The following is a 19,943-nucleotide window of genomic DNA, read 5'->3' on the forward strand; positions in this document are numbered from 1 at the left end:
ATCCAACTCGGCAATCTTTCCTGAGTCCTATGCCTCTCTCTCGATTCGAAACTTGACTTATGTCATTTGTTTTCGAGCGGGCTGAAATTTAATTACCGGTATTTTTTGATATGAAAACATGCGATTAGAGGGGCGCCTCAGCCATCCGCCTCATCCATCAGCCCGCGCAGCCAGCGGCCCGCCAGCCACGCCGCTGGCACGCCCAAAGGCACGGACCATATCAGCGCGGTGACCGGCGGGATCACCCCGAACCCCGCGCTGTTGGCGATCAGACCGGCCAGAAACAGATTGATGGCCACCGCCAGCGCCGTGGCGGGATAAAGCAGGATGGCCAGTTTCCAGACCGGCCAGCGCCCGTCAGTGGCTGGTGCCTTCCGAGAAGGTGATCTTGTTCCAGACATTGTATTTCCCCGAGGGTTTGCGCATCGGCAGGCGGCGGACCTCTTCCAGGGTCTGCGCGTCATAGACGATCACCGCGCCGTCATCTTCCCAGATTGACACCAGCGCGTGGCGGCCATCCTTGGTGAATTCCACATGGGCCACCGTCTTGCCGGGGGCAGGGCGCAGGGTTTGGACGATCTCAAGGCTCTGCTTGTCGATCACATGCATCGCGTCCTTGTTGGGGCCAAAGAACACGTCGGCCCAGACATAAGGTGAGTTTTCATGGCTGCGCATGAAAAATCCCGGCCCTTCGGTCTTGATCCGCTTCACGGTCTCCCACGTCTCCATGTCGATCACCGAGACGGTGCCATCGGTCAGATGCGGGGTGGCCATCACGGTCGTGTCGCCATGTTTCCAGGTAATCCCCGAGCCCAGATGCGGCATCCCCGGCAGGTCCAGATCGGCCACTTTCTGACCGATCACCAGATCGATCACCTGACCGCCCGTTCCTTCGCGGGACGCGCCCATGACATATTCATAGCTCTGGTCGAAAAAGAAATCGTCCAGATAGTCGGGCGTGGTGATCTTGCGCACCGGGAACGGGTCAGGGTTCTTGAACTGACCTTCGATGCGGAAGTCGTGCCCCAGCCCGAATTGCGGCGGGTTGGCACCGTAGAAGACTTCCCAAATCTCGGGCACGTCCTTCAGCGCCAGAACAAAGCTTTCACGCGGCGGCGCCTGATAGACGGCAGAGACCCGGCTGGGAACGCCCTTCTTGCTTTTAACGTCGACAACCTTGGCGACCGACAAATCCGCAGTCGACAGCAGAGTCAGAGAGTTCGGCAGGTAGTTCGCCACCGCTACCCATTTGCCATCGCCCGACATGGCGATGTTGCGGCTGTTGAGGCCCGCGCGCACGCGGCCCACCTGCCGCAAAGCCCAGATGTCATATTTCTGCACCCAGCCATCGCGGGACATGATGAACACATAGCGCCCATCGGGGCTGAATTTCGGCCCGCCATGCACGGCAAAGGGCGTCTCGAACCGGTCCAGAACCTCGAACGTGTCGCCATCCAGAACGCTGACATGGTGATCGCCGGTCTCGACCGCCAGCGTGATGTTCATCGGGTCGCTGTCCCAGACCGGCGCATCCACCGCCACATATTCCTCATCCAGCGAGCGGCTGGCCATGATATCCGCCTCACCCCATTCGGGATTGGTCTCCAGCGGAGATTTCAGCCACCCCGCCAGTTCCTCGATCTGCAGCGCATCCAACTCATGCGAAAACGCAGGCATCTGCGTCGCAGTGCGCCCCTCGGCAATCACCGCCGCCACCCGTGGCCCCCGCATCCGCTTGAGCGTCTCGGGGATCAGCGCCGGACCAACTCCTCCCAACCGGTTCTCGCCATGGCAGGAGGCGCAAAACTCCGCATAATCCGAAGGCGCATCCGCCCAGGCCGCACCCACGCTCAGAAGGCAGACCAGCCCCCCCATCTTCATCTTTTCAAGAATACTCCCGCCGGAGGCTCCCGCATTCTCAACCCGAGCGGGGGCTGGACTGGAACGACCAACGGTTTCAAAAGAACTGATGCGCCGGATCATGACGTTTCCCCCGGAATGGCGTGACCTGCAGGCGTTCGCCCGCCTCATCCACGCCGATTTCTTCGTTTGACAGGTAACAGGCCGGATCTTCCGCCCATGGGTCGCCGGTCAGTTGCAGCGCGCGAATGCGGGTGTTGCCGCCGCACACGTCCTTCAAGCGGCAGGCCCCACAGCGCCCTTTCAAAGGTCGCGGGCGGGTGCGCAGCATCGCCAGCATCGGGTCATCGCCAGTCCAAAGCTCGGAAAACGGCGTCGTTTTCACGTTCCCCACCGTGTAGTCCGACCAATAGGTATCGGGATGCACGCGGCCCAGATTGTCGATATTGGCCACGCCCAACCCGCTCGAGTTACCACCCCACGCGGCCAGATGCGCGCGCACATGGGCCATTTTCTCGTCGTCGAAATGCGCCTGCACCCAGTTCAGGAAATATCCCGCATCGGCATCATTGTTGCCGGTCACAACATCCAGCGGACGCCCGCCCGAGGCGGCCTCCCACGCGCGTTCCAGCAGCAGGTCCATGCCCTTGCGGGTGCGCAGATGCTCGGCATCCTCGCCCCGGTTCTTGTCGCCACGTCCGGCGTAAACGAGGTGGGACAGATAGAACTTGTCCACCCCTTCGTCATCGCAAAGCTGCAGTAGGTCGGGCAGGTGATGCTGGGTGCCTTCGGTCAGGCAGAACCGCAGACCCACCTTGATGCCGCGTTTCTTGCATTCGCGGACACCGCGCAATGCGTCGGCAAAGGCCCCTTCGACGCCTCTGAACCAGTCATTCGTGGCCCCGATCCCATCCAGCGAAATGCCGACATAGCTGAAACCGACATCGGCGATCATGTCGGCGGTTTCATCGTAAATCCGCGTGCCGTTGGTCGACAGCGCCAGCATCGGCACCAATTCGCGGGCACGCTTGGCGATGTCGAAGAAATCGAACCGGTCCAGCGGTTCCCCACCCGAGAGGATCAGGGCCGGGACGCGGAACTGGCCCAGATCCTCAAGGGTTACCATGGCTTGCTCATGGCTGAGCTCACCGGGGAAGGCCACATTCGCCGAGACGGTGTAGCAATGGCGGCATTTCAGATTGCAGCGCCGCGTCAGGTTCCAGATCACCACCGGTTTCACCGGTCCGGGGCGGCGTTTGCGAACTGGTGTGGGGTGAACCAGTTGATGCATGTATTCGGTCAGGCGGAACATGGATCTCAGCCTTTCGTTTTCAGGCGCAGCCCGGTTTTCTTCAGGATGCGCGTGGAATAGAGGATATCTTTGGCCCGGCAGGCATCGCCAAGGATCGCGGCGATTTCGGCGCGTTTCTCTTCAACCTCGGCCTTGTCGGTGCCGTGCACCATGGCAAACAGGTTATAGGGCCAGTCGGGCAGGGCGCGGGGGCGTTCGTAGCTGTGGGTGACAAAGGGCAGCGCACCGATCTGCGCGCCCAGCTCGGTGATGCGGCTGTCTTCGACATCCCAGACGGTCATGCCATTTGCGGTCATGCCCAGCTTATAGTGGTTGGGCGCTGCCGCGATGCGCCGGATGACGCCGCGCGATTTCATGTCGGCCAGACGGAACAGCAGGGTGTCTTCGTCCAGACCCAACCCCTCGGCCACCTGCGCGTAAGGTTCAGGCACCAGGGGCAGGCCGCCTTGCAGCGCCTCGATAATCTCTCTGTCTTTTGCGTCGATCATGCTGCCACCCGGAAGCCGATGAAGAATTCCTGAAGTTTGGGGAATTGCAGGACCTTGATCCCGGTTTCCCGTTCGATTGCTTGGGCTGCGGCGGCGATCCCTTCGGGCGTTTCGGTTGCCAGAACGAACCACATGTTCAGCCGGTGCGTGCGCTCATAATTATGCGCGACTTCGGGATGCGCATTGACTTTGGTCAGTACGGTTTCAAAATCTTCCGAGGGGACTGCCATCGCGCACAGGCAAAAGGCCCCGCCCATCGCGGCGGCGTCGAAGAAGGGGCCAAACCGGGTGATCACGCGGTCGTCCTTCATGCGGGTCAGGCGTGCCAGCAAGTCAGCCTCGTCAATCCCCAGTTCCTCGGCCACGGTGGCATAAGGGCGCGAGGTCAGCGGCAGGTCGTCCTGCATCCGGTTCAGAATCGCGCGGTCGGTATCGTCGAGCGTCATGCGGCCACCTCTTTCGGCTGGATCAGTGCACCGGTCTGTTTGAAGCAACGGGTCGAGAACAGCACCTTGTGCCGCGCGCCCGCCATTTCGGGCAGGGCGGTGGCCCCGGACAGAACCTTGTGCGCCTCGGGGCGCGAGCGGGCGTGGATCATGGAATACAAACGATAGGGCCAGACCCCTTCGACCGGGTTGCGTTCGTAGCACAGCGTGACACCGGGATGCGCCGCAAGGGCGGGCCCGGCAGAGCCGACCTGTTCGGCGGGCATATCCCAGACCACCATCGCATTGGCCGACCACCCCAACGCGCGGTGGCGCACGATGACACCCAGACGCGAAATGATACCCGCTGCAAGCAGCGCCTCGATCCGCGCCATTACCTTCTCTACGTCGCGGTTCAGGCTATGGGCCAACTTGGTGTATGGATCAGCGATCAGCTGCAGCCCGGAACTGAGCGCCTGCAACAGGTGCCGGTCACCGTCCTGCATGACCGAGCGATCCACCTTGCGCGGGCCGGGAACGTTGCGGGTTTCCCCGGACATCCGGAACCCCAGGTCCACATTGAACGGACGCACCAGCCGCAGATCGAGAACCCGCAGCCCGGTGCGCCGGGCGATCCGGGCGAGCGTGTCATTGACGTGCTGCCGGTCGGGGCCGGTGGCGACGAACCAGAGGTTCCAGTCATCCTCGCGCTGGTAATTGTGGTTCACGCCGGGTTCCGCGTCGATCAGGGCCGCGACCTGTTCCAGCCGGTCGTCTGGCGCGGCGACGGCGGCCAGAGTACTGGCTGAAACGGCACCGGGTGCGATGGTGGCACCAACCCGCGTGATCCGCCCGGTCTTGCGCATCCGGGCCAGACGGTCCAGCACCTCGGCCTCGTCCAGACCCAGCGCGTCTGCCAGAACCTGAAACGGGCGTTCGGTGATGGGGAAATCGCGCTGGAACTCGTCCAGCAGGCGGCGGTCGATCGGGTCGGTGATGTGCTGCATCGGTTACAGCCCCGTTCTGTGCGCGCGGGCGGTGAAGAAGATGCCCGAGGGGCTGTCGGCCTCGATCTCGCGCAGTTTCTCGAAAGTCTGCGTGTCGTAAACCATGACCTTGTTCGCATCGCGCACGCTGAGCCAGACCTCATGGCCGCGGGGGGTAAACTCCATATGCAGCACCGCAGGACCGGGTTGGAATTCGTGGATGATCTCTTTGCTGACCGAGTCGATCACCTGAATCGTGTCGTTCAGCGGGTGGGCGAAATTCACCCAGACCTGCCGTCCGTCAGGACGCGCCATGGCAAAGACCGGCTGACCGTGGGTTTTGGTGCGCCCGGTTTCGGTCAGGGTGTCAGCGTCGATCCACAGAACCTCGTGATGGCCAACGGCGGGCAGCACGAATTCGCGGCCCGTCAATGCCCAACCTTCCAGATGAGGCATCTTGTAAACCGGCATCTCTTCCTGTCCGCGCCCGTAGTTCGGCAGCACGCGGATCGGTTCCGGCGTCTCGGCCCACAGGTCCAGCGCAGTCAGGCCATCCTCGCCGAACAGGCCGGTGATATAGGTGCGGCCATTGGCGGTGATCAGCGCGTCATAGGGGTTCTTGCCCATGTCGGGGATCTTTGTGATCGCGGGGTCGCCCTTGGCGAAATCGGCGATCCATGTCTCGCCCGTGTCCCACATGGTGAACACGAACCGGCGCCCGGGTGCATCGACCAGACCGATGGTTTTGCTGTCGGTGGGGATGTCGGCCACCATCTCGAGCGTATCCGCATCAAAAACCCGCACGCCGCCGGGTTCGTAATTCGACACGGCCACCAGCTTGCCATCGTCCGAGATCGCGCCGCCGATGGCGTTGCCCGCCTGCACGACACGGTTCACGATCTGGCGGGTGACGATATCAACCTTGGTCAGCCCTCCGTCCCGTCCAAAGACGTAAGCGAACCGTTCATCGGGCGAATAGACCAGCGAGGCATGAGACAGATCGCCCAGCCCGACGATCCGGGCCAGCGCGGCACGGTCGGATTGATCGACCAGCAGGACCGAGCCCTTGGCCCGTTCGATCACAAGCCCAAGGTCCCCGGTCGCGGTGGGTTCCGCCTGTGCGGTGGTCATCATCAGGGTGGCGGCAAGGGTGAGGATGAGCTGTTTCATTGTGCCTCTGGCTCCAGAAGATAGCGGGCGATCCATTCGGCCTCTTCCTGGCTGATCAGGGGCCGCCATGGGGGCATCGCGGTGTCGGGAATGCCGTCGAGGATCACGCCGGTCAGGACGTCCGCGTCGTAATGTTCCAGCGTCCCGGACCGCAGATCGGGGCCAAGCCCGCCTTTGAGCGACAGCCCATGGCATGATCCGCAATCCTGATGGACAAGGCGTTTCAGCGCATTGGGGTCGAGGGTTTCGGCGGCGAAGGCCGAGGTTGCAACAAGCACTGCGGTCGTCAGAACAGCGCGCGCGGTCCAGCCGGATCGTCCGGCGGGCAACGCCCGGGCCTGCCCCGAACTTCTACATCCAAGCCTAGCCATGAGCCTGCTCCAGCAACTCGGTCACAGGCTGGTCCGCATAAAGCGAGACCACCTTGCCGATGATAAACAGCGTGGGCGCTTTCAGATCGGCCTCGCGCACATCTGCCGCCAGCCGGTCCAGCCGCGAGACAAGGCGGCTTTCATCCGGTGTGGTGGCCTTGCCAACCGCCAGAACCGGGGTCGAGCCGGGCAGGTTCTCGGTCATCAGCCCCATGGCGATCTGGCCGATATTGGCAACGCCCATATAGACGACCAGTGTCGAATCCGGGTCGGCCAGACGTTTCCAATCGAGGTCAAGCACCTTGTCGGCCTGCCGATGCCCGGTGACATATTGCACCGAGGTCGCCAGCCCGCGATGCGTCAGCGGCACGCCGGTGGAACAGGACGCGCCCTGAGCGGCCGTGATACCAGGCGCGTATTCGACCGGGATGCCTCGGGCCATGAGGAAGGCAGCCTCTTCCGAACCGCGCCCGAAAATCATTGGATCGCCGCCCTTCAGCCGCGCAACCGTGTGACCGGCGCGGGCTTCTTCGACGAGGATGTCGTTGATACGTTCCTGCGGAACTGTGTGGCATTTGGGGGCCTTCCCGACCGGGATCAGCCGCGCGCCATCGGCATGCAGGTTGAGGATGTCGGTCGAGACCAGACGGTCATAGACCACCACATCCGCCTGTTGCAGCATCCGCAGCGCGCGCAGGGTCATCAGTTCGGGGTCGCCGGGGCCTGCGCCAATCAGAAAAACCTTACCGCTCATGTGCAAACTCGCTTGGTCTGAAGCTTTCTGAAGCCCGGGTTGGCCCGCACGATTCCGCTGAGTTTACGGGACGTTGCTGGGAAGGCCGGGCGTGTCATGGGGGCAGACTGGCGCAATCGAAAACAATCCTCCTTGACATAAGTTAAGGAGCGCGGGTTTTACGCTCGCGCTCCTCTCTCTCGTGCCTGTATGGTTGCCTCGGCTCAGGGTTCGACTGTGATCATTCCGATCATGTTCTGTGTCTCCCAATGCGGCCCGCACAGGTATTCCTGCGGGCCGGGGGTGAGGAAGGTCAGATCGACCGTTTCCTCGGGGAAAAGTCGGTCGCTTTCGGGCTCGCTGCCGTCTTTCAGCAGGACCGAGTGGCTGGTTCGTTTGTCGACATTCACCCAGCGCACCGTTGTGCCCGGTTTCACAGTCAGCTCGACCGGGCAGAAGGTGTATTTGTACATCAGTACCACCTCGGCATCCTCAACAGCCGAGGAAGGCTGGCCGAACAGTTCGACATAGCGCTCTTCGGCCTCGGCACACAGTTCGGCGGTCTCATCCGCCCATGCAGGGGCGGCCAGACACAGCAGCGCGGGAAGAAGGTGTTGGGGTTTCATCGACTTCTCCTCATCCAGGGGAAGGGGCCGGATTGTCCGGCCCCGATCCGTTATTGTTTGACCACGTTGATGAAGGCGCTGTCGTCATCCAGCGCCAGGCTGGTGTCCAGCGTCACGTGGTGGAACCGCGCGGCGGCAAAGTCATCGTGGATGGCAAAGCCCACCGTATAGGTCTGACCGGCCTCAAGCGGTACATCCCCTGCAGCGCCCGAGTTCAGCGGGCGGGTGAACACCACCGTCCAGATGCCGCCGTCCAGGCTGGCCGAGGCGGCAATCTCGCCGTCATTGACCACGCGCTGCTCCAGCAGATAGCCATTGGTGGCGCTGCCATCGGCATAGACGCGCATCAGGTCCAGATAGGTGCCGTCGGCCAGATACTGCTCGATCTGTTCAGCGGCCTGCAGCTTGTCCCATCCCCCCAGCGCTTTGCCGCGACGGCCTTTGATTTCGACCTCGGTCCGGCTTTCGCTGATGTATTTGGTCACGGTGTCCCGTGCGGTCATGCGACCGGCGACATCGCCGTTGGCGGCAATCGCCTCGGCGCCCGGATCAAAGGGCATATAGCTGTTGTCGGCGTGGCACGAGGCCCAGCAACCCACCTGATCACCCATCTCGATACCGGTGCCGGTGATCATCATCGCCACCTTGATCTGGTTGTCGGGATCCATCTTACCGCCATCGACGAAGGGCGCAGGATTGTGCCCGGCATCCGGCCATTGCAGACGGATATAAAGGTTCTCGTCATCATGGGCCGCCTGCACGGTGGCGTCGATCACACCACGCTTGCCAGGGATCGGGGTTGGCTCCAGATCGCCGCCCGCCACGATCTTGTTGCCGATCGCATCCAGTTCCTTGGCATGGCAGGTCGTGCATTGATCGCCGCCCTTGGTCAGAGGCCGCGCGCCGCCATGGGACCGTCCGTTCTGCACCCATTCAAACGAGGCCTGACCGGGGTAGAACAGTTTCATGTCGGTGCTGGCGACCGCGTTCCAGTCGATATTGCTTGCAACATCGCTACCGCCGCCTGCAGGCGCCGCCGGGGCGTCACCGCTGGCGCTGGCGCGTTCTTCGGCCAACGCGGCGTCAACTGCGGCTGCAATCTGTGCCTGCACAGCCTCTTGCTGGGCGACGCGCGCGGCTTTTTCGGCCTCGGCTTCGGCGGCTTCCTTGGCTTCGATCCGCTCAAGGCTGGCCAGATATTCAGGCGGGATCTCGCGGATGAAGGCGGGGTTCGGGGCTTCGAGTTCTTCCAGATACTCTTCATCCGCCCGGTCACGGGCATCCGAGTGCGCAATCCCCTTATGGCAGTCGATGCAGGTCTGACCGACCGTCATCGCGTTCAAGTGCTGCTGACGCGCGCGGGGTTTCTGGAACTCGGGCATCATCGACTCGAAGTCATGACAGTTGCGGCATTCGCGCGAGTCGGTGGACTTCATCCGCTCCCACTCGTTCATGGCCAGATGCACGCGCTTGGCTTCGAATTTCTCGCGCGTGTTGATCGAGCCGACCATCTTGCCATACAGCTCTCGGGACGCCTTGATCTTGCGGATCATCTTATGCGTCCAGTCCTTGGGTACGTGGCAGTCGGAACAGACCGCCCCCACGCCCGAGCGGTTCACGTCGTGGATCGTGCCGGTGTATTCCTCGTAGACGAAATCGCGCATCTCGTGGCACGAGATGCAGAATTCCTTGGTGTTGGTGGCCTCCATGGCGGTGTTGAACCCGCCCCAGAAGATGATGCCGGCGGCAAACGCCACGGCGATGCCGGCCACGGGCATTCCCCACAGGAAATACCGGCGCCAGATTGGTTTTTTCTTTTCCGGTTCCGAGGTCATATCCGGGCTCCGTTTTGGCTGTCTTGACTGGCCCGGTGTGCCGGGCGGGCGTGTTTGGCTGATGGGTCAAACGTGGAAAGGGCGGGCGAGGGGCCCGCCCTTTCCGGTTTCTGGTGTCATATCCGTCAGGTGACGTGGTTCGACCGGTTGTAGACGTTGAACTTGCCGGTCGGGGCAAACAGACCCTTCACGCGGCCGATCTCTTCCAGCGTCTTGGCGTCGAAGATCACGATCTCACCGTTGGCCTCTTTCGAGGTCGAGCGGTTCCATTTGGAAACCCAGACCTCGGAGCCGTCCTGGTTGAACTCGAAGTGGACGGCGACGTTGCCTTCCTCTTCGGTGATCTGGATCGTTTTCACGATCTCACCGGTTGCCTTGTCGATGACCTGCACCGATTGCTGAATTTCAGGCTCGGGGTGCTTGGTTTGGTCGGCCCAGATGTAGTCCGAGGTCGGGTGTGTCCGGATGAACAGACCGGGACCATCGGTTTCCACCTCATAGCAGACCTTCCACGCGTCATCCGGGCGACCTTCGGGGTCGTTGCCCCAGACGGTGACCGTGCCTTCGCCCAGGTGGGTCGTACCGGCGACCGGACCGCAATTCGGGTCATCCCAGTTGGCACCCGGGCCGGGGTGCGGCAGCGGTGCGGTGTCGATCATGGCTTCCAGCTTGTGGGTCTGGGTGTCGACCACAACCATCTTGTTCGACGCATTTGCGGCGATCTGGAAGAAGCGACCGGACGGATCGAAGAACCCGTCATGCAGGAACTTGGCGCTGTCGATCTTGTCGATGCGCAGGTTCTCGAGGTCGGTATAGTCCACCTGCCAGAGCTGACCGAGTTCCTTGACGGCCACGATCCAAGTCGGTTCGTTCGGGGTGGTGTAGATGGCGGCCACGCGGGCCTCTTCCACATAATCCCCGTCCACGTTGTAGCCGCGGGTCGAAACGACCTTTTTCGGCTCCATGGTATGGGCGTCGACGATGGCGAAATGCGGCGGCCAGTAGGCCCCACCGATCACGTATTTACCGTCACCCGATACGGCCACGTCGCGGGCGTCATAGCCAATGGTAACTTCCGCCACCAGCATGTTTTCGGGGTTCTGCCACAGGTCGATCTTGGTCATCTTGCCGTCGCGGCCCATGGTGTACCAGAAGCGGCCCGGGTTTTCCGGCTCTTCCAGCTTGTGGTGTTCCGAGGCTTTCAGAACGTGCACCGCATAACCGGTCGGGATATGCGCCAGCACTTCCTTGGTGTCGCCGTCGATCACGGCCACCTTGCCCACGTCCCGTTCGATGACCACAAAGAAGTTTTCCCAGTTGCGGCCATGCAGCGGCTCGGTCGGGTAATCTTCGGGTTCGACATAGACCTTGCGGGTCGCCATCATCTGCTCAAGCGACATTTCCGGCGGCTTGGGCGGCTCCATCTGGATATAGGTCGCCATATCGCGAATCTCGTCCTCGGACATCACGTCCGAGAAGTTGTTCATCCCGCCTTCGGTGCCCCAGGCGATGATCTTTTCAAGCCGCTCCTGACCCAGTTTCAGGGTGCCGGATTCGGTGACGGTGCCATCGGCGTTCTTTGTTTCCACCAATGGCTCGAGGCTTTTGCCCGTCGCCCCTTTGCGCAGCACGCCGTGACAGCCGGCGCAGCGTTCAAAGTAAAGTTGTTTGGACGATTCAAAGGCTTCCTTGCTCAGGGTTGGCTCTTCGGCAAAGGCTGGCGCGGCAACGCTGCCCAGCAACATCGCCAAACCGACCCCAAAGGCGCGGCCAGTTTTGTTGTAGCTGATTCCAAGTGACATGATCACTCTCCGTTTGCTGGTGAGGCAGGTTCCAGCCTGATACATCGGCGCCGGATGGTCCTTGACGAAAGTCAACAGCGGAGCAGGGAGCGTGACGATTTCCGCAAAAAGATTGCCGTAAAATCTGAGTCTTAGGTTCATATTTCCGCGCCGTTTTGACTTTGGTTAAGCCGCGCGTCAGGACGGCCTGCTAGGGTGCCCAAAACCGTTCAGGAGAGCAGTCATGCCCGCAATCATCACCCGTATTTTCGGGGAGGGGTTCCGCGTTTTCTTTTTGTCCGCCGGACTTTACGGCCTGTTCGTCGGGCTGGTCTGGGGGCTTTGGCTGACCGTGCCCTATATGGCACCGGATTACGGCATGACCCCACCGATGTGGCACGCGCATGAGATGATTTTCGGCTATGCCACCGCCGCGCTGGGCGGGTTCTTTCTGACAGCCGTGCCCAACTGGACCGGAGCGCCCGACGCGCGGGCGCGATTCATCACTCTGGCGGCGGGTCTGTGGCTGGCCGGGCGGATGGCGATGTGGTTTTCGGGGGTGCTGTCGCCGGTTCTGGTGGCGGTGGTCGATCTGGCCTTTGTGCCGATTCTGGCGGCCAAGATCGCAACGCAGCTGGTCCGGCGTCCGAAACCGCAGAACATGATCTTTCTGCTGCTGCTGAGCTTCATCTGGCTGGCCGATTTGCTGACCCATCTGGAATGGATCGGCCTTACCGCCGGCACGTTGCAAACCGGGCTGCGCGCGGGGCTGCTGACGCTGTGTTCCATGATCGCGATTCTGGGCGGGCGCATCACCCCGGCTTTCACCCGAAACGCCATGAAACGCGCCGGAGTGCCCGAGGCGGGCTGGCCGATCTCGGTCGCTGTTCTGGACAAGGTGGGGATGGTGCTGGCCCTTGTGCTGCCGCTGAGCGTTCTGGCGCTGGGAGTCGGGCCGGTATCTGGCGCAGTGGCGCTGGTTCTTGGGATTGTGCAGATCCTGCGCATGGCACGGTGGCGCACCCGCTGGACCGTGCGGCAGCCGATCCTGCTGGCGCTGCATCTGGGGCTGGCCATGCTGGCGCTGGGGCTGATCCTGTGGGGGCTGGCGGGGCTGGGCATCGGCAATGAGGTCGCCGCTGTCCATATCCTCGGCATCGGCTGCGTGGGCGGAATGACTCTAGCGGTCATGAGCCGCGCCGCTTTGGGCCACAGCGGCCGACCGCTGGTGGCACCGGCGCCAATGGTCGTGGCCTACGGGCTGATGGCGGCGGCTGCCCTGGCGCGCTGGGTCGGCACCGATCTGAGCGCAGGCTATCTGGTTGCCATGCTGCTGTCGGATGGCCTATGGGTCGGGGCGTTTGCGCTGTATCTGATCGCAATGTGGCCCGCGCTGACGGGCCCCCGGGCCGCTCGGGAGGGATGAATTTCAGTTCCGGTCGAGAGTCTTGACTTTCGTTAAGGCACCCGGACGACCCAACCGCCATTGTCGTCATACTAGCTAATCTGCGCAAAGGAGAGCGCAATGCGAGAAGTCATGACAAAGAGCATGGCTCGTAACATATTCTATGGCGGGTCACTGTTCTTCATACTAATCTTTCTGGCCCTGTCGGCCCATTCCCACCTGTATATCGTGCGATCCGAGAATGCTGCGAAACTGGATGAAAGTGTCATCCGGGGTAAGCACGTCTGGGAAAAGCACGCCTGCATCAACTGTCACACGATTCTGGGCGAGGGGGCCTACTTTGCTCCCGAAGTCGCGAATGTGATGACCCGCTGGGGCGTACTGGACGACCCGGAATCAGCCTTTGAAGCCCTCAAAGGCTGGATGGAGGCGCAGCCCACCGGAATTCCCGGCCGCCGGCAGATGCCACAATTCAACCTCAGCGACGAAGAGCTCCGCGACCTGACCAACTTCCTGATCTGGACGGACAATATCGACGCGCAGGGCTGGCCGCCCAACGAGGCGGGCTGAGAAGGGGACAAGGACAATGAAATACGAATCCCAAAAAATCGCCTATGCCTACTTTGCGGTGGCAATGGCCCTGTTCGCGATACAGGTGATCGGCGGCCTGCTGGCCGGTTTCATCTATGTATTCCCGAATTTCCTGAGTGAGCTTCTGCCGTTCAACATCGTGCGGATGCTGCACACCAACTCGCTGATCGTCTGGCTGATCCTGGGCTTCTTCGGGGCCGCCTACTTCCTGATCCCGGAAGAGGCCGAGCGCGAGATCCATTCGACCAAGCTGGCCTATCTGCAGCTGATCATCCTTGTGGTCGGCACGCTGGGCGTTGTGGTCACTTACGTCTTCAACCTGTTCGAAGGCAACTGGCTGCTGGGCAAAGAGGGGCGCGAGTTCCTTGAACAGCCCAAATGGGTCAAGGCGGGTATCGTCGTGGCCGCGCTGATCTTCCTTTACAACGTGTCGATGACCGTTCTGAAGGGCAAGAAAACCGCGATCACCAACATCCTTCTTTTGGGTCTTTGGGGTCTGGCGCTGCTGTTCCTGTTTGCCTTCTACAACCCCGGCAACCTGTCCCTGGACAAGCAATACTGGTGGTATGTCGTCCACCTGTGGGTCGAAGGTGTGTGGGAGCTGATCATGGCCTCGATCCTGGCCTATCTGATGCTGAAGCTGACCGGTGTGGACCGTGAGGTGGTCGAGAAATGGCTCTATGTCATTGTCGCCGCCGCGCTGTTCTCGGGCATACTTGGCACCGGGCACCACTATTACTGGATCGGGACACCTGCGTACTGGCAGTGGATCGGGTCGATCTTCTCGAGCCTCGAGGTGATCCCGTTCTTTGCGATGATGGCCTTTGCCTTCGTCATGGTCTGGAAGGGCCGCCGGGACCACCCCAACAAGGCTGCGCTGCTGTGGTCGCTGGGCTGTGCCACATTGGCCTTCTTTGGCGCTGGCGTCTGGGGCTTCCTGCACACGCTGCACGGGGTGAACTACTATACCCACGGCACGCAGATCACAGCCGCACATGGTCACCTGGCCTTCTACGGCGCCTATGTCTGCCTCAACCTGGCGATCTTCAGCTACGCGATGCCGATCCTCAAGAACCGTGATCCGTACAATCAGGTGCTGAACATGGGTTCGTTCTGGCTGATGACCAGCGGCATGGTCTTCATGACTTTCGTCCTGACCTTCGGCGGCACCGTGCAGACACATATGCAACGTGTGGTCGGAGACTACTTCATGGACGTACAGGACCAGATCGCGATCTTCTACTGGATGCGTCTTGGCTCTGGTGTGGTCGTGGTCCTTGGCGCGCTTCTGTTCATCTACTCGATCTGGGTTCCCCGGAAAGAGGTCATTGAACCCGGCGCAGCCGAAACCCCTGCGGAGTGATGGATATGGACGGCTCCATGCAACTGAACGAGGGGGCGGCAAACGCCCCCTTCTACCTGCCCCAGGGCGATGAATGCGATGTGTTCACCGCCGCCTATAACAACGACCTGCCGGTTCTGCTGAAAGGCCCGACAGGCTGCGGCAAGACCCGGTTCGTGGCCCATATGGCCGCCCGCCTTGGCCGCCCGCTTTATACCGTCGCCTGCCACGACGATCTGGCCGCCGCCGATCTGATCGGGCGCTACCTGCTGAAAGGCGGCGAGACGGTCTGGGTCGATGGCCCTCTGACCCGCGCGGTGCGCGAAGGCGCGATCTGCTATCTGGATGAAGTGGTCGAGGCCCGCAAGGACGTCACCGTCGTGCTGCACCCGCTGACCGACGACCGGCGCATCCTGCCGATCGACCGCACCGGAGAAGAACTTGAAGCCGCGCCGGGCTTCATGCTGGTCGCATCCTATAACCCCGGATACCAGAATATCCTGAAAACCCTGAAACCCTCGACCCGCCAGCGGTTCATCTCGCTCGAGTTCGACTTCCCGTCGCCTGACATGGAGGCACAGGTCGTCGCACAGGAAAGCGGGCTGGCGCTGGAGCGCTGCAAGCCGCTGATCCGGCTGGCGAACAAGCTGCGCGGGCTCAAGGGTCAGGATCTTGAGGAGGGCGTCTCCACCCGACTGGTCGTCTATGCCGCGACGCTGATCGCACAGGGCATGTCCACCGACCGCGCCATCCTTGCCGCAATGATCGAACCTCTGACCGATGACGAGGATATCAAACGCGGGCTCCTCGATCTTGTCACGGCTGTCTTTGGGTGAGGCCGGCCGATGGTCAAGATCGATTTTGAGCCATGGGAACCCGAAGAAACGATCGGGAAACTGTGGCACACCCTTGCCAGCCGCCTTGATGCACCTTTGGTGCATGATGGAGCCGCGGTCGACCTCTCGCAGGTCGCGGGGCGGCTGGCTGTCCTCTTTCGGGGGCTTGGGGGTAGCCCGGGCGTTGAATTGCGCCCGGTCTCACCCGAGATTTCACGCCACCGTCTAAGCTGGCGCCGCAAACTGGCGACCGAGGCGGAACTGATGCCGCGCGCGTCGTTCGATGGCGAAGTGTTGCGCCTGCCCGACCGGCTGGCTGTTTTCCCTGCGCGCGAGGCCAACGGCGCGCTGTATGTCTGGCTGGCCGCCGCTGCCGCCCATGCCGGAACCCGGATTGACGAAGGTGATCCGTTGCGCGCCGACCTGCGAGCCCTGATCGCCGCGCGAAACATGGTCGATGCGACGCTGGACGATGCCCCGGGCCTGCGCCCGCTTTACTCTGAACTGTGCAAGGGCGTTCTGCACCTTCGCGATGTACCCGGCCTGCCGCCGGTCGAGGCTGCGGTCGAAGAACTGGTCCGTCACATGCTGGGTGATCCTCAGCCGCTGTCAGAACGGGCTGAACAGATACTGGCGTTGCCCGACGAACTGACCGCCCCGCGCCGCTATCAGCCGATGCGCCCGGTGCCCCTGTGGCCGGACCTGCGCGCCGTGGGCTTTTCCGAACATAACGAGGTCGAAAACCCCGACACCGAAGGCCCGCCCGAGGAATCGGGCGAAAAAACCCACCGCGCCCGCCGCCGCAAATCGGATCAGGCCTCGCGCAGTGACAGCTTCATCCTGCACAAGTTCGAAGCCATCCTCAGCTGGGCCGAGTTCCTGAACATCAACCGCCGCATCGACGATGACGACCCCGACAATGCCAAAAAGGCTGCCGATGATCAGGAAGAAATTGGGTTGGGCCAGATCTCCAAGGCGCCACCGACCAAGCTGAAACTGCATCTGGACCTCGCGCCCGAGGATGTGAACCGCGAGCGTCTGTCGGGCCGCATCCTCTATCCCGAATGGGATGTGCGCACCGGGCAATACCTGCCGGACCACGTCAACGTCCTGCTATCCGACGCCGATATCCGCGACGACGCCGCCGAATTCGGCAAAGACCCCGCCACCGCCCGCCGCATCCGCGCCGTCAAACGCCAGTTCGAAGCCCTGCGCCCGGGTCGCGTCATGACCCGAGGCCATCTGGATGGCGACCAGCTGGATATCGAGGCCGCGGTACGCGCCGAAACTGACCGCCACGCCAGCGGCGAAGGCAATGAACGTGTCTGGATGCAATCCCGCCCCGAAGCGCGCGATCTGGCGGTCTCGATCCTGCTGGATGTCAGCCGCTCGACCGAAAGCGCCGTGACAGGCCGCGCCGTGATCGACATCGAACGCGAGGCGCTGGCCGCGCTGGCCTGGGGCCTGAACGCCTGTGGCGACGATTTCGCCATCCACGCCTTCAGTTCCCTGAAACGCCAACGCGTCTATGTGCAGCGCTGCAAGCGGTTTGATGAGCCGATGGGCGCCAACGTCGAACAACGCATCGCCTCGCTGCGCCCCGGTCACTACACGCGGCTCGGCGCGGCGATCCGCCACTGTTCGGCCGATCTGGCAGACCAAACCCGCAAACGCCGCCTGCTGCTGGTGATCACCGATGGCAAACCCAACGATCTGGACCATTACGAAGGCCGCCACGGCATCGAAGACACGCGGCAAGCCGTCCGCGAAGCCCGCCGCGCCGGGCAGTCGGTGTTCGGCGTTACCATCGACAAAACCGGCAAAAGCTGGTTCCCGCGCATGTTTGGTCAGGGCGGCTTCGCCGTCATCCCCGACCCGAACCGCCTGACCATGGCACTGCCGCAGATCTACCGCCAACTGGTCGGCGCATGAGCGACACCTCTCTCATCGACGAGCTTCCGGGCGAGTTGCTGATGTGGGTGCTGATCATCTCGGAACTGCTGGTCTTCGGCGCGGGCATGATCGCTTTCATGGGCGTGCGCCTGACCGACCCCGCAGGCTTTGCCGAGGCGCAATCGCACCTCTACCGCACCGGGGCCGCGTTCAACACGGCCGTTCTGGTGACGTCAGGCTACCTCGCTGCCCAGGCCCTGCACTGGCGGCAGGCCGCCCGACGCGCCGCCGCCCGTCTGGCGCTGATCGTCGCTGCCGCGGTGGGTGTCGTATTCCTGATCATCAAAGGTGCGGAATACGCCGATAAAGCCGCACAGGGCATCACCTACGAAACCCACCCGTTCTTCCTGTTCTACTACCTGCTCACAGGCTTCCACGCCGCGCATGTGCTGGCCGGAGTTTGCATCCTGCTACTGGTCGCCTGGCGCGACGAACCCCGCAACATCGAGGCCGGCGCGCAGTTCTGGCACATGGTCGATCTGGTCTGGATCATGCTCTTCCCCGTGATCTACCTGCTGGGATGAGAGCGATGCCAGCATCTTCATCTTTTCTCAAATACTCCCGCCGGAGGCTCCCGAACCCACTCACACGCGCCTGGCTCAGCCTTCTTGCGCTCAGCCTCGCATCAGCACTGCTGACCCTTCCGCCCATCCCACCGGCGGTCCTGGGCGGCGGTATCCTTGCCCTTGCACTGGCCAAATCCCGCATCATCCTTGCGCGCTACCTCGATCTTGCGACAAGCGCTGCCTGGCTGCGCGGCTTCACTATGGTGCTGACCGGCTTCGCGCTAATCATCTTCACGCTCTACCTGATCTGACCAAAGAAAAACGCCGCCTCTTTACGGGGCGGCGCTTAAGCAGGCGAGGGGCGCTTTGGCGTTACTGGGCGGCCATCGGCATCCGCGCGATCTGACAGCGTTGCCACAGCGCCGACAGCGCGCCGACCAGATGGTCGATATCCTCGTCCGTATGCACCGGCGAGGGCGTGATCCGCAGCCGCTCGGTCCCTTTCGGAACGGTGGGGTAGTTGATTGGCTGGATATAGATGCCGAATTCTTCCAGCAGCGTGTCCGAGATGAATTTGCATTTCACCGGATCGCCCACCATCACCGGGATGATGTGGCTGGGGTTTGGAAGATGCGGAATGCCCTCGGCGTCCAGCCGGGCGCGGACCTGCGCCACGCGGGCCTGTTGCTGGTCACGCTCGGTATTCGATTGCTTCAGATGCCGTATCGAAGCGGCAGCCCCGGCGGCAATTGACGGAGGCAGGGCGGTGGTGAAGATGAACCCGCTGGCAAAGCTGCGCACGAAATCGCAGAGCGCGGCTGAGGCGGCGATATAGCCGCCGACCACGCCAAATGCCTTGCCCAAGGTGCCCTCGATCACGGTCAGCCGATCCATCAGGCCTTCGCGTTCGGCAATACCGCCGCCGCGCGGGCCATACAGACCCACGGCGTGCACCTCGTCCAGATAGGTCATCGCGCCGTATTTGTCGGCCAGATCGCAAATCTCTTTGATCGGGGCGATGTCACCGTCCATGGAATAGACCGATTCAAAGGCGATCATCTTGGGCGCATCAGGGTCGGCGGCGGCCAGTTTCGCCTCAAGATCCTCAAGGTCGTTATGCTTCCAGATCACCTTTTGCGCGCGTGAATGGCGGATGCCTTCGATCATCGAGGCATGGTTCAGCGCATCAGAGAAAACAACCAAACCGGGGATTTTCGCGGCCAGCGTTCCCAGCGCGGCCCAGTTCGACACGTAGCCGGATGTGAACATCAACGCGGCCTCTTTCCCATGCAGATCGGCCAGTTCGCCCTCAAGCAAGACGTGGTCGTGGGTTGTGCCCGAGATGTTCCGTGTGCCCCCGGCACCCGCACCGCAGCGGTCCAGAGCATCATGCATCGCGGAAATCACGGCCGGGTGCTGGCCCATGCCAAGATAGTCGTTCGAACACCAGATCCGTACATCGCGTTGGGTTGCGCCATCGGTCTGGCGCGCGTTCGGGAAGGCGCCGCAGCGCCGTTGCAGGTCGATGAAGACGCGGTAGTTCCCTTCTTCCCTCAGGGCGTCCAGGCTCTGGGTGAAAAATCGCTCATAGTCCATAACTGGCTCCCCGGCTTGCTGGTGTTGAGCGAAGAATATGCCCGGCTTGCCTCGGGCGACATGACAATAGTCAAGTTGCCCAGCCGAATTGGGCTGGTGGTCTAGAACCGATTTGGCTTAGGCTACA

General features: G+C 62.2%; 20 protein-coding genes. 7 read left to right on the top strand and 13 right to left on the bottom strand.

Annotated elements, in window-relative coordinates; genetic code table 11:
- Window positions 1-137: 137 nt before the first annotated feature.
- The 12 genes from ACR0EZ_RS00775 to ACR0EZ_RS00830 all read right to left on the bottom strand — a co-directional run bounded on the left by ACR0EZ_RS00775 (window position 138) and on the right by ACR0EZ_RS00830 (window position 11,608).
- On the bottom strand, window positions 138-401 hold the full coding sequence (locus ACR0EZ_RS00775; protein ID WP_480609778.1) for a hypothetical protein: 264 nt from the start codon (window positions 399-401) through the stop codon (window positions 138-140).
- Complete coding sequence (locus ACR0EZ_RS00780) at window positions 358-1,875, bottom strand: cytochrome D1 domain-containing protein (RefSeq protein WP_480611121.1); 1,518 nt, start codon at window positions 1,873-1,875, stop codon at window positions 358-360. The genes ACR0EZ_RS00775 and ACR0EZ_RS00780 overlap by 44 nt, the downstream gene beginning before the upstream one ends.
- A gap of 82 nt (window positions 1,876-1,957) precedes the next feature.
- The gene (nirJ, locus tag ACR0EZ_RS00785) at window positions 1,958-3,172 is read right to left on the bottom strand and encodes a heme d1 biosynthesis radical SAM protein NirJ (protein WP_480609780.1); all 1,215 of its coding nucleotides are present in this window, start codon (window positions 3,170-3,172) and stop codon (window positions 1,958-1,960) included.
- 5 nt (window positions 3,173-3,177) lie between these two features.
- Window positions 3,178-3,660 carry a siroheme decarboxylase subunit beta gene (gene ahbB, locus ACR0EZ_RS00790; protein ID WP_480609783.1) on the bottom strand — a complete coding sequence of 161 codons (483 nt, stop codon included), beginning with the start codon at window positions 3,658-3,660 and terminating at the stop codon, window positions 3,178-3,180.
- Window positions 3,657-4,106: an Lrp/AsnC family transcriptional regulator gene (locus ACR0EZ_RS00795; RefSeq protein WP_480609785.1), complete on the bottom strand. Its 450-nt coding sequence runs from the start codon at window positions 4,104-4,106 to the stop codon at window positions 3,657-3,659. The genes ahbB (ACR0EZ_RS00790) and ACR0EZ_RS00795 overlap by 4 nt, the downstream gene beginning before the upstream one ends.
- A complete protein-coding gene (ahbB, locus tag ACR0EZ_RS00800; protein ID WP_480609788.1) occupies window positions 4,103-5,092 on the bottom strand; it encodes a siroheme decarboxylase subunit beta in 990 nt (329 codons plus the stop codon). Before ahbB (ACR0EZ_RS00800) ends, ACR0EZ_RS00795 begins: the two co-directional genes overlap by 4 nt.
- 3 nt (window positions 5,093-5,095) lie before the next feature.
- Window positions 5,096-6,241 carry a cytochrome D1 domain-containing protein gene (locus ACR0EZ_RS00805; RefSeq protein WP_480609791.1) on the bottom strand — a complete coding sequence of 382 codons (1,146 nt, stop codon included), beginning with the start codon at window positions 6,239-6,241 and terminating at the stop codon, window positions 5,096-5,098.
- Window positions 6,238-6,612: a c-type cytochrome gene (locus ACR0EZ_RS00810; RefSeq protein WP_480609794.1), complete on the bottom strand. Its 375-nt coding sequence runs from the start codon at window positions 6,610-6,612 to the stop codon at window positions 6,238-6,240. Before ACR0EZ_RS00810 ends, ACR0EZ_RS00805 begins: the two co-directional genes overlap by 4 nt.
- Window positions 6,605-7,366 carry a uroporphyrinogen-III C-methyltransferase gene (gene cobA, locus ACR0EZ_RS00815; protein ID WP_480609797.1) on the bottom strand — a complete coding sequence of 254 codons (762 nt, stop codon included), beginning with the start codon at window positions 7,364-7,366 and terminating at the stop codon, window positions 6,605-6,607. Before cobA ends, ACR0EZ_RS00810 begins: the two co-directional genes overlap by 8 nt.
- A 203-nt stretch (window positions 7,367-7,569) precedes the next feature.
- On the bottom strand, window positions 7,570-7,971 hold the full coding sequence (locus tag ACR0EZ_RS00820; protein WP_480609800.1) for a cupredoxin domain-containing protein: 402 nt from the start codon (window positions 7,969-7,971) through the stop codon (window positions 7,570-7,572).
- A gap of 50 nt (window positions 7,972-8,021) precedes the next feature.
- Window positions 8,022-9,806, bottom strand: a complete 1,785-nt coding sequence (locus tag ACR0EZ_RS00825) for a NapC/NirT family cytochrome c (RefSeq protein ID WP_480609803.1) — start codon at window positions 9,804-9,806, stop codon at window positions 8,022-8,024.
- A 125-nt stretch (window positions 9,807-9,931) separates the two neighbouring features.
- The gene (locus ACR0EZ_RS00830) at window positions 9,932-11,608 is read right to left on the bottom strand and encodes a cytochrome D1 domain-containing protein (RefSeq protein ID WP_480609806.1); all 1,677 of its coding nucleotides are present in this window, start codon (window positions 11,606-11,608) and stop codon (window positions 9,932-9,934) included.
- 223 nt (window positions 11,609-11,831) lie between these two features.
- Here ACR0EZ_RS00830 and ACR0EZ_RS00835 point away from each other — a divergent pair, with 223 nt between their 5' ends.
- From ACR0EZ_RS00835 to ACR0EZ_RS00865, 7 genes are all read left to right on the top strand, one after another.
- Window positions 11,832-13,013 (top strand): NnrS family protein, encoded by a 1,182-nt coding sequence (locus tag ACR0EZ_RS00835; RefSeq protein ID WP_480609809.1) that lies wholly within the window; start codon window positions 11,832-11,834, stop codon window positions 13,011-13,013.
- Window positions 13,014-13,112: 99 nt separating this feature from the next.
- Entirely contained in the window at window positions 13,113-13,562 is a 450-nt protein-coding gene (locus ACR0EZ_RS00840) for a c-type cytochrome (protein WP_480609812.1), read from the top strand.
- A 16-nt stretch (window positions 13,563-13,578) separates the two neighbouring features.
- Entirely contained in the window at window positions 13,579-14,946 is a 1,368-nt protein-coding gene (locus ACR0EZ_RS00845; protein WP_480609815.1) for a cbb3-type cytochrome c oxidase subunit I, read from the top strand.
- 5 nt (window positions 14,947-14,951) lie between these two features.
- On the top strand, window positions 14,952-15,761 hold the full coding sequence (locus ACR0EZ_RS00850; RefSeq protein WP_480609818.1) for an AAA family ATPase: 810 nt from the start codon (window positions 14,952-14,954) through the stop codon (window positions 15,759-15,761).
- A 9-nt stretch (window positions 15,762-15,770) separates the two neighbouring features.
- A complete protein-coding gene (locus tag ACR0EZ_RS00855) occupies window positions 15,771-17,693 on the top strand; it encodes a nitric oxide reductase activation protein NorD (RefSeq protein ID WP_480609821.1) in 1,923 nt (640 codons plus the stop codon).
- Window positions 17,690-18,238 (top strand): cytochrome c oxidase subunit 3, encoded by a 549-nt coding sequence (locus ACR0EZ_RS00860; RefSeq protein WP_480609824.1) that lies wholly within the window; start codon window positions 17,690-17,692, stop codon window positions 18,236-18,238. Before ACR0EZ_RS00855 ends, ACR0EZ_RS00860 begins: the two co-directional genes overlap by 4 nt.
- 5 nt (window positions 18,239-18,243) lie before the next feature.
- Window positions 18,244-18,531, top strand: coding sequence for a nitric oxide reductase F protein (locus tag ACR0EZ_RS00865; protein ID WP_480609827.1), 288 nt, complete (start codon window positions 18,244-18,246; stop codon window positions 18,529-18,531).
- Between the two features lie 61 nt (window positions 18,532-18,592).
- On the opposite strand, the gene hemA is transcribed toward ACR0EZ_RS00865, so the two are convergent.
- Window positions 18,593-19,816 carry a 5-aminolevulinate synthase gene (gene hemA, locus ACR0EZ_RS00870; protein WP_480609830.1) on the bottom strand — a complete coding sequence of 408 codons (1,224 nt, stop codon included), beginning with the start codon at window positions 19,814-19,816 and terminating at the stop codon, window positions 18,593-18,595.
- Window positions 19,817-19,943: the final 127 nt, after the last annotated feature.

This window comes from Ruegeria sp. AK4 (assembly GCF_056541025.1).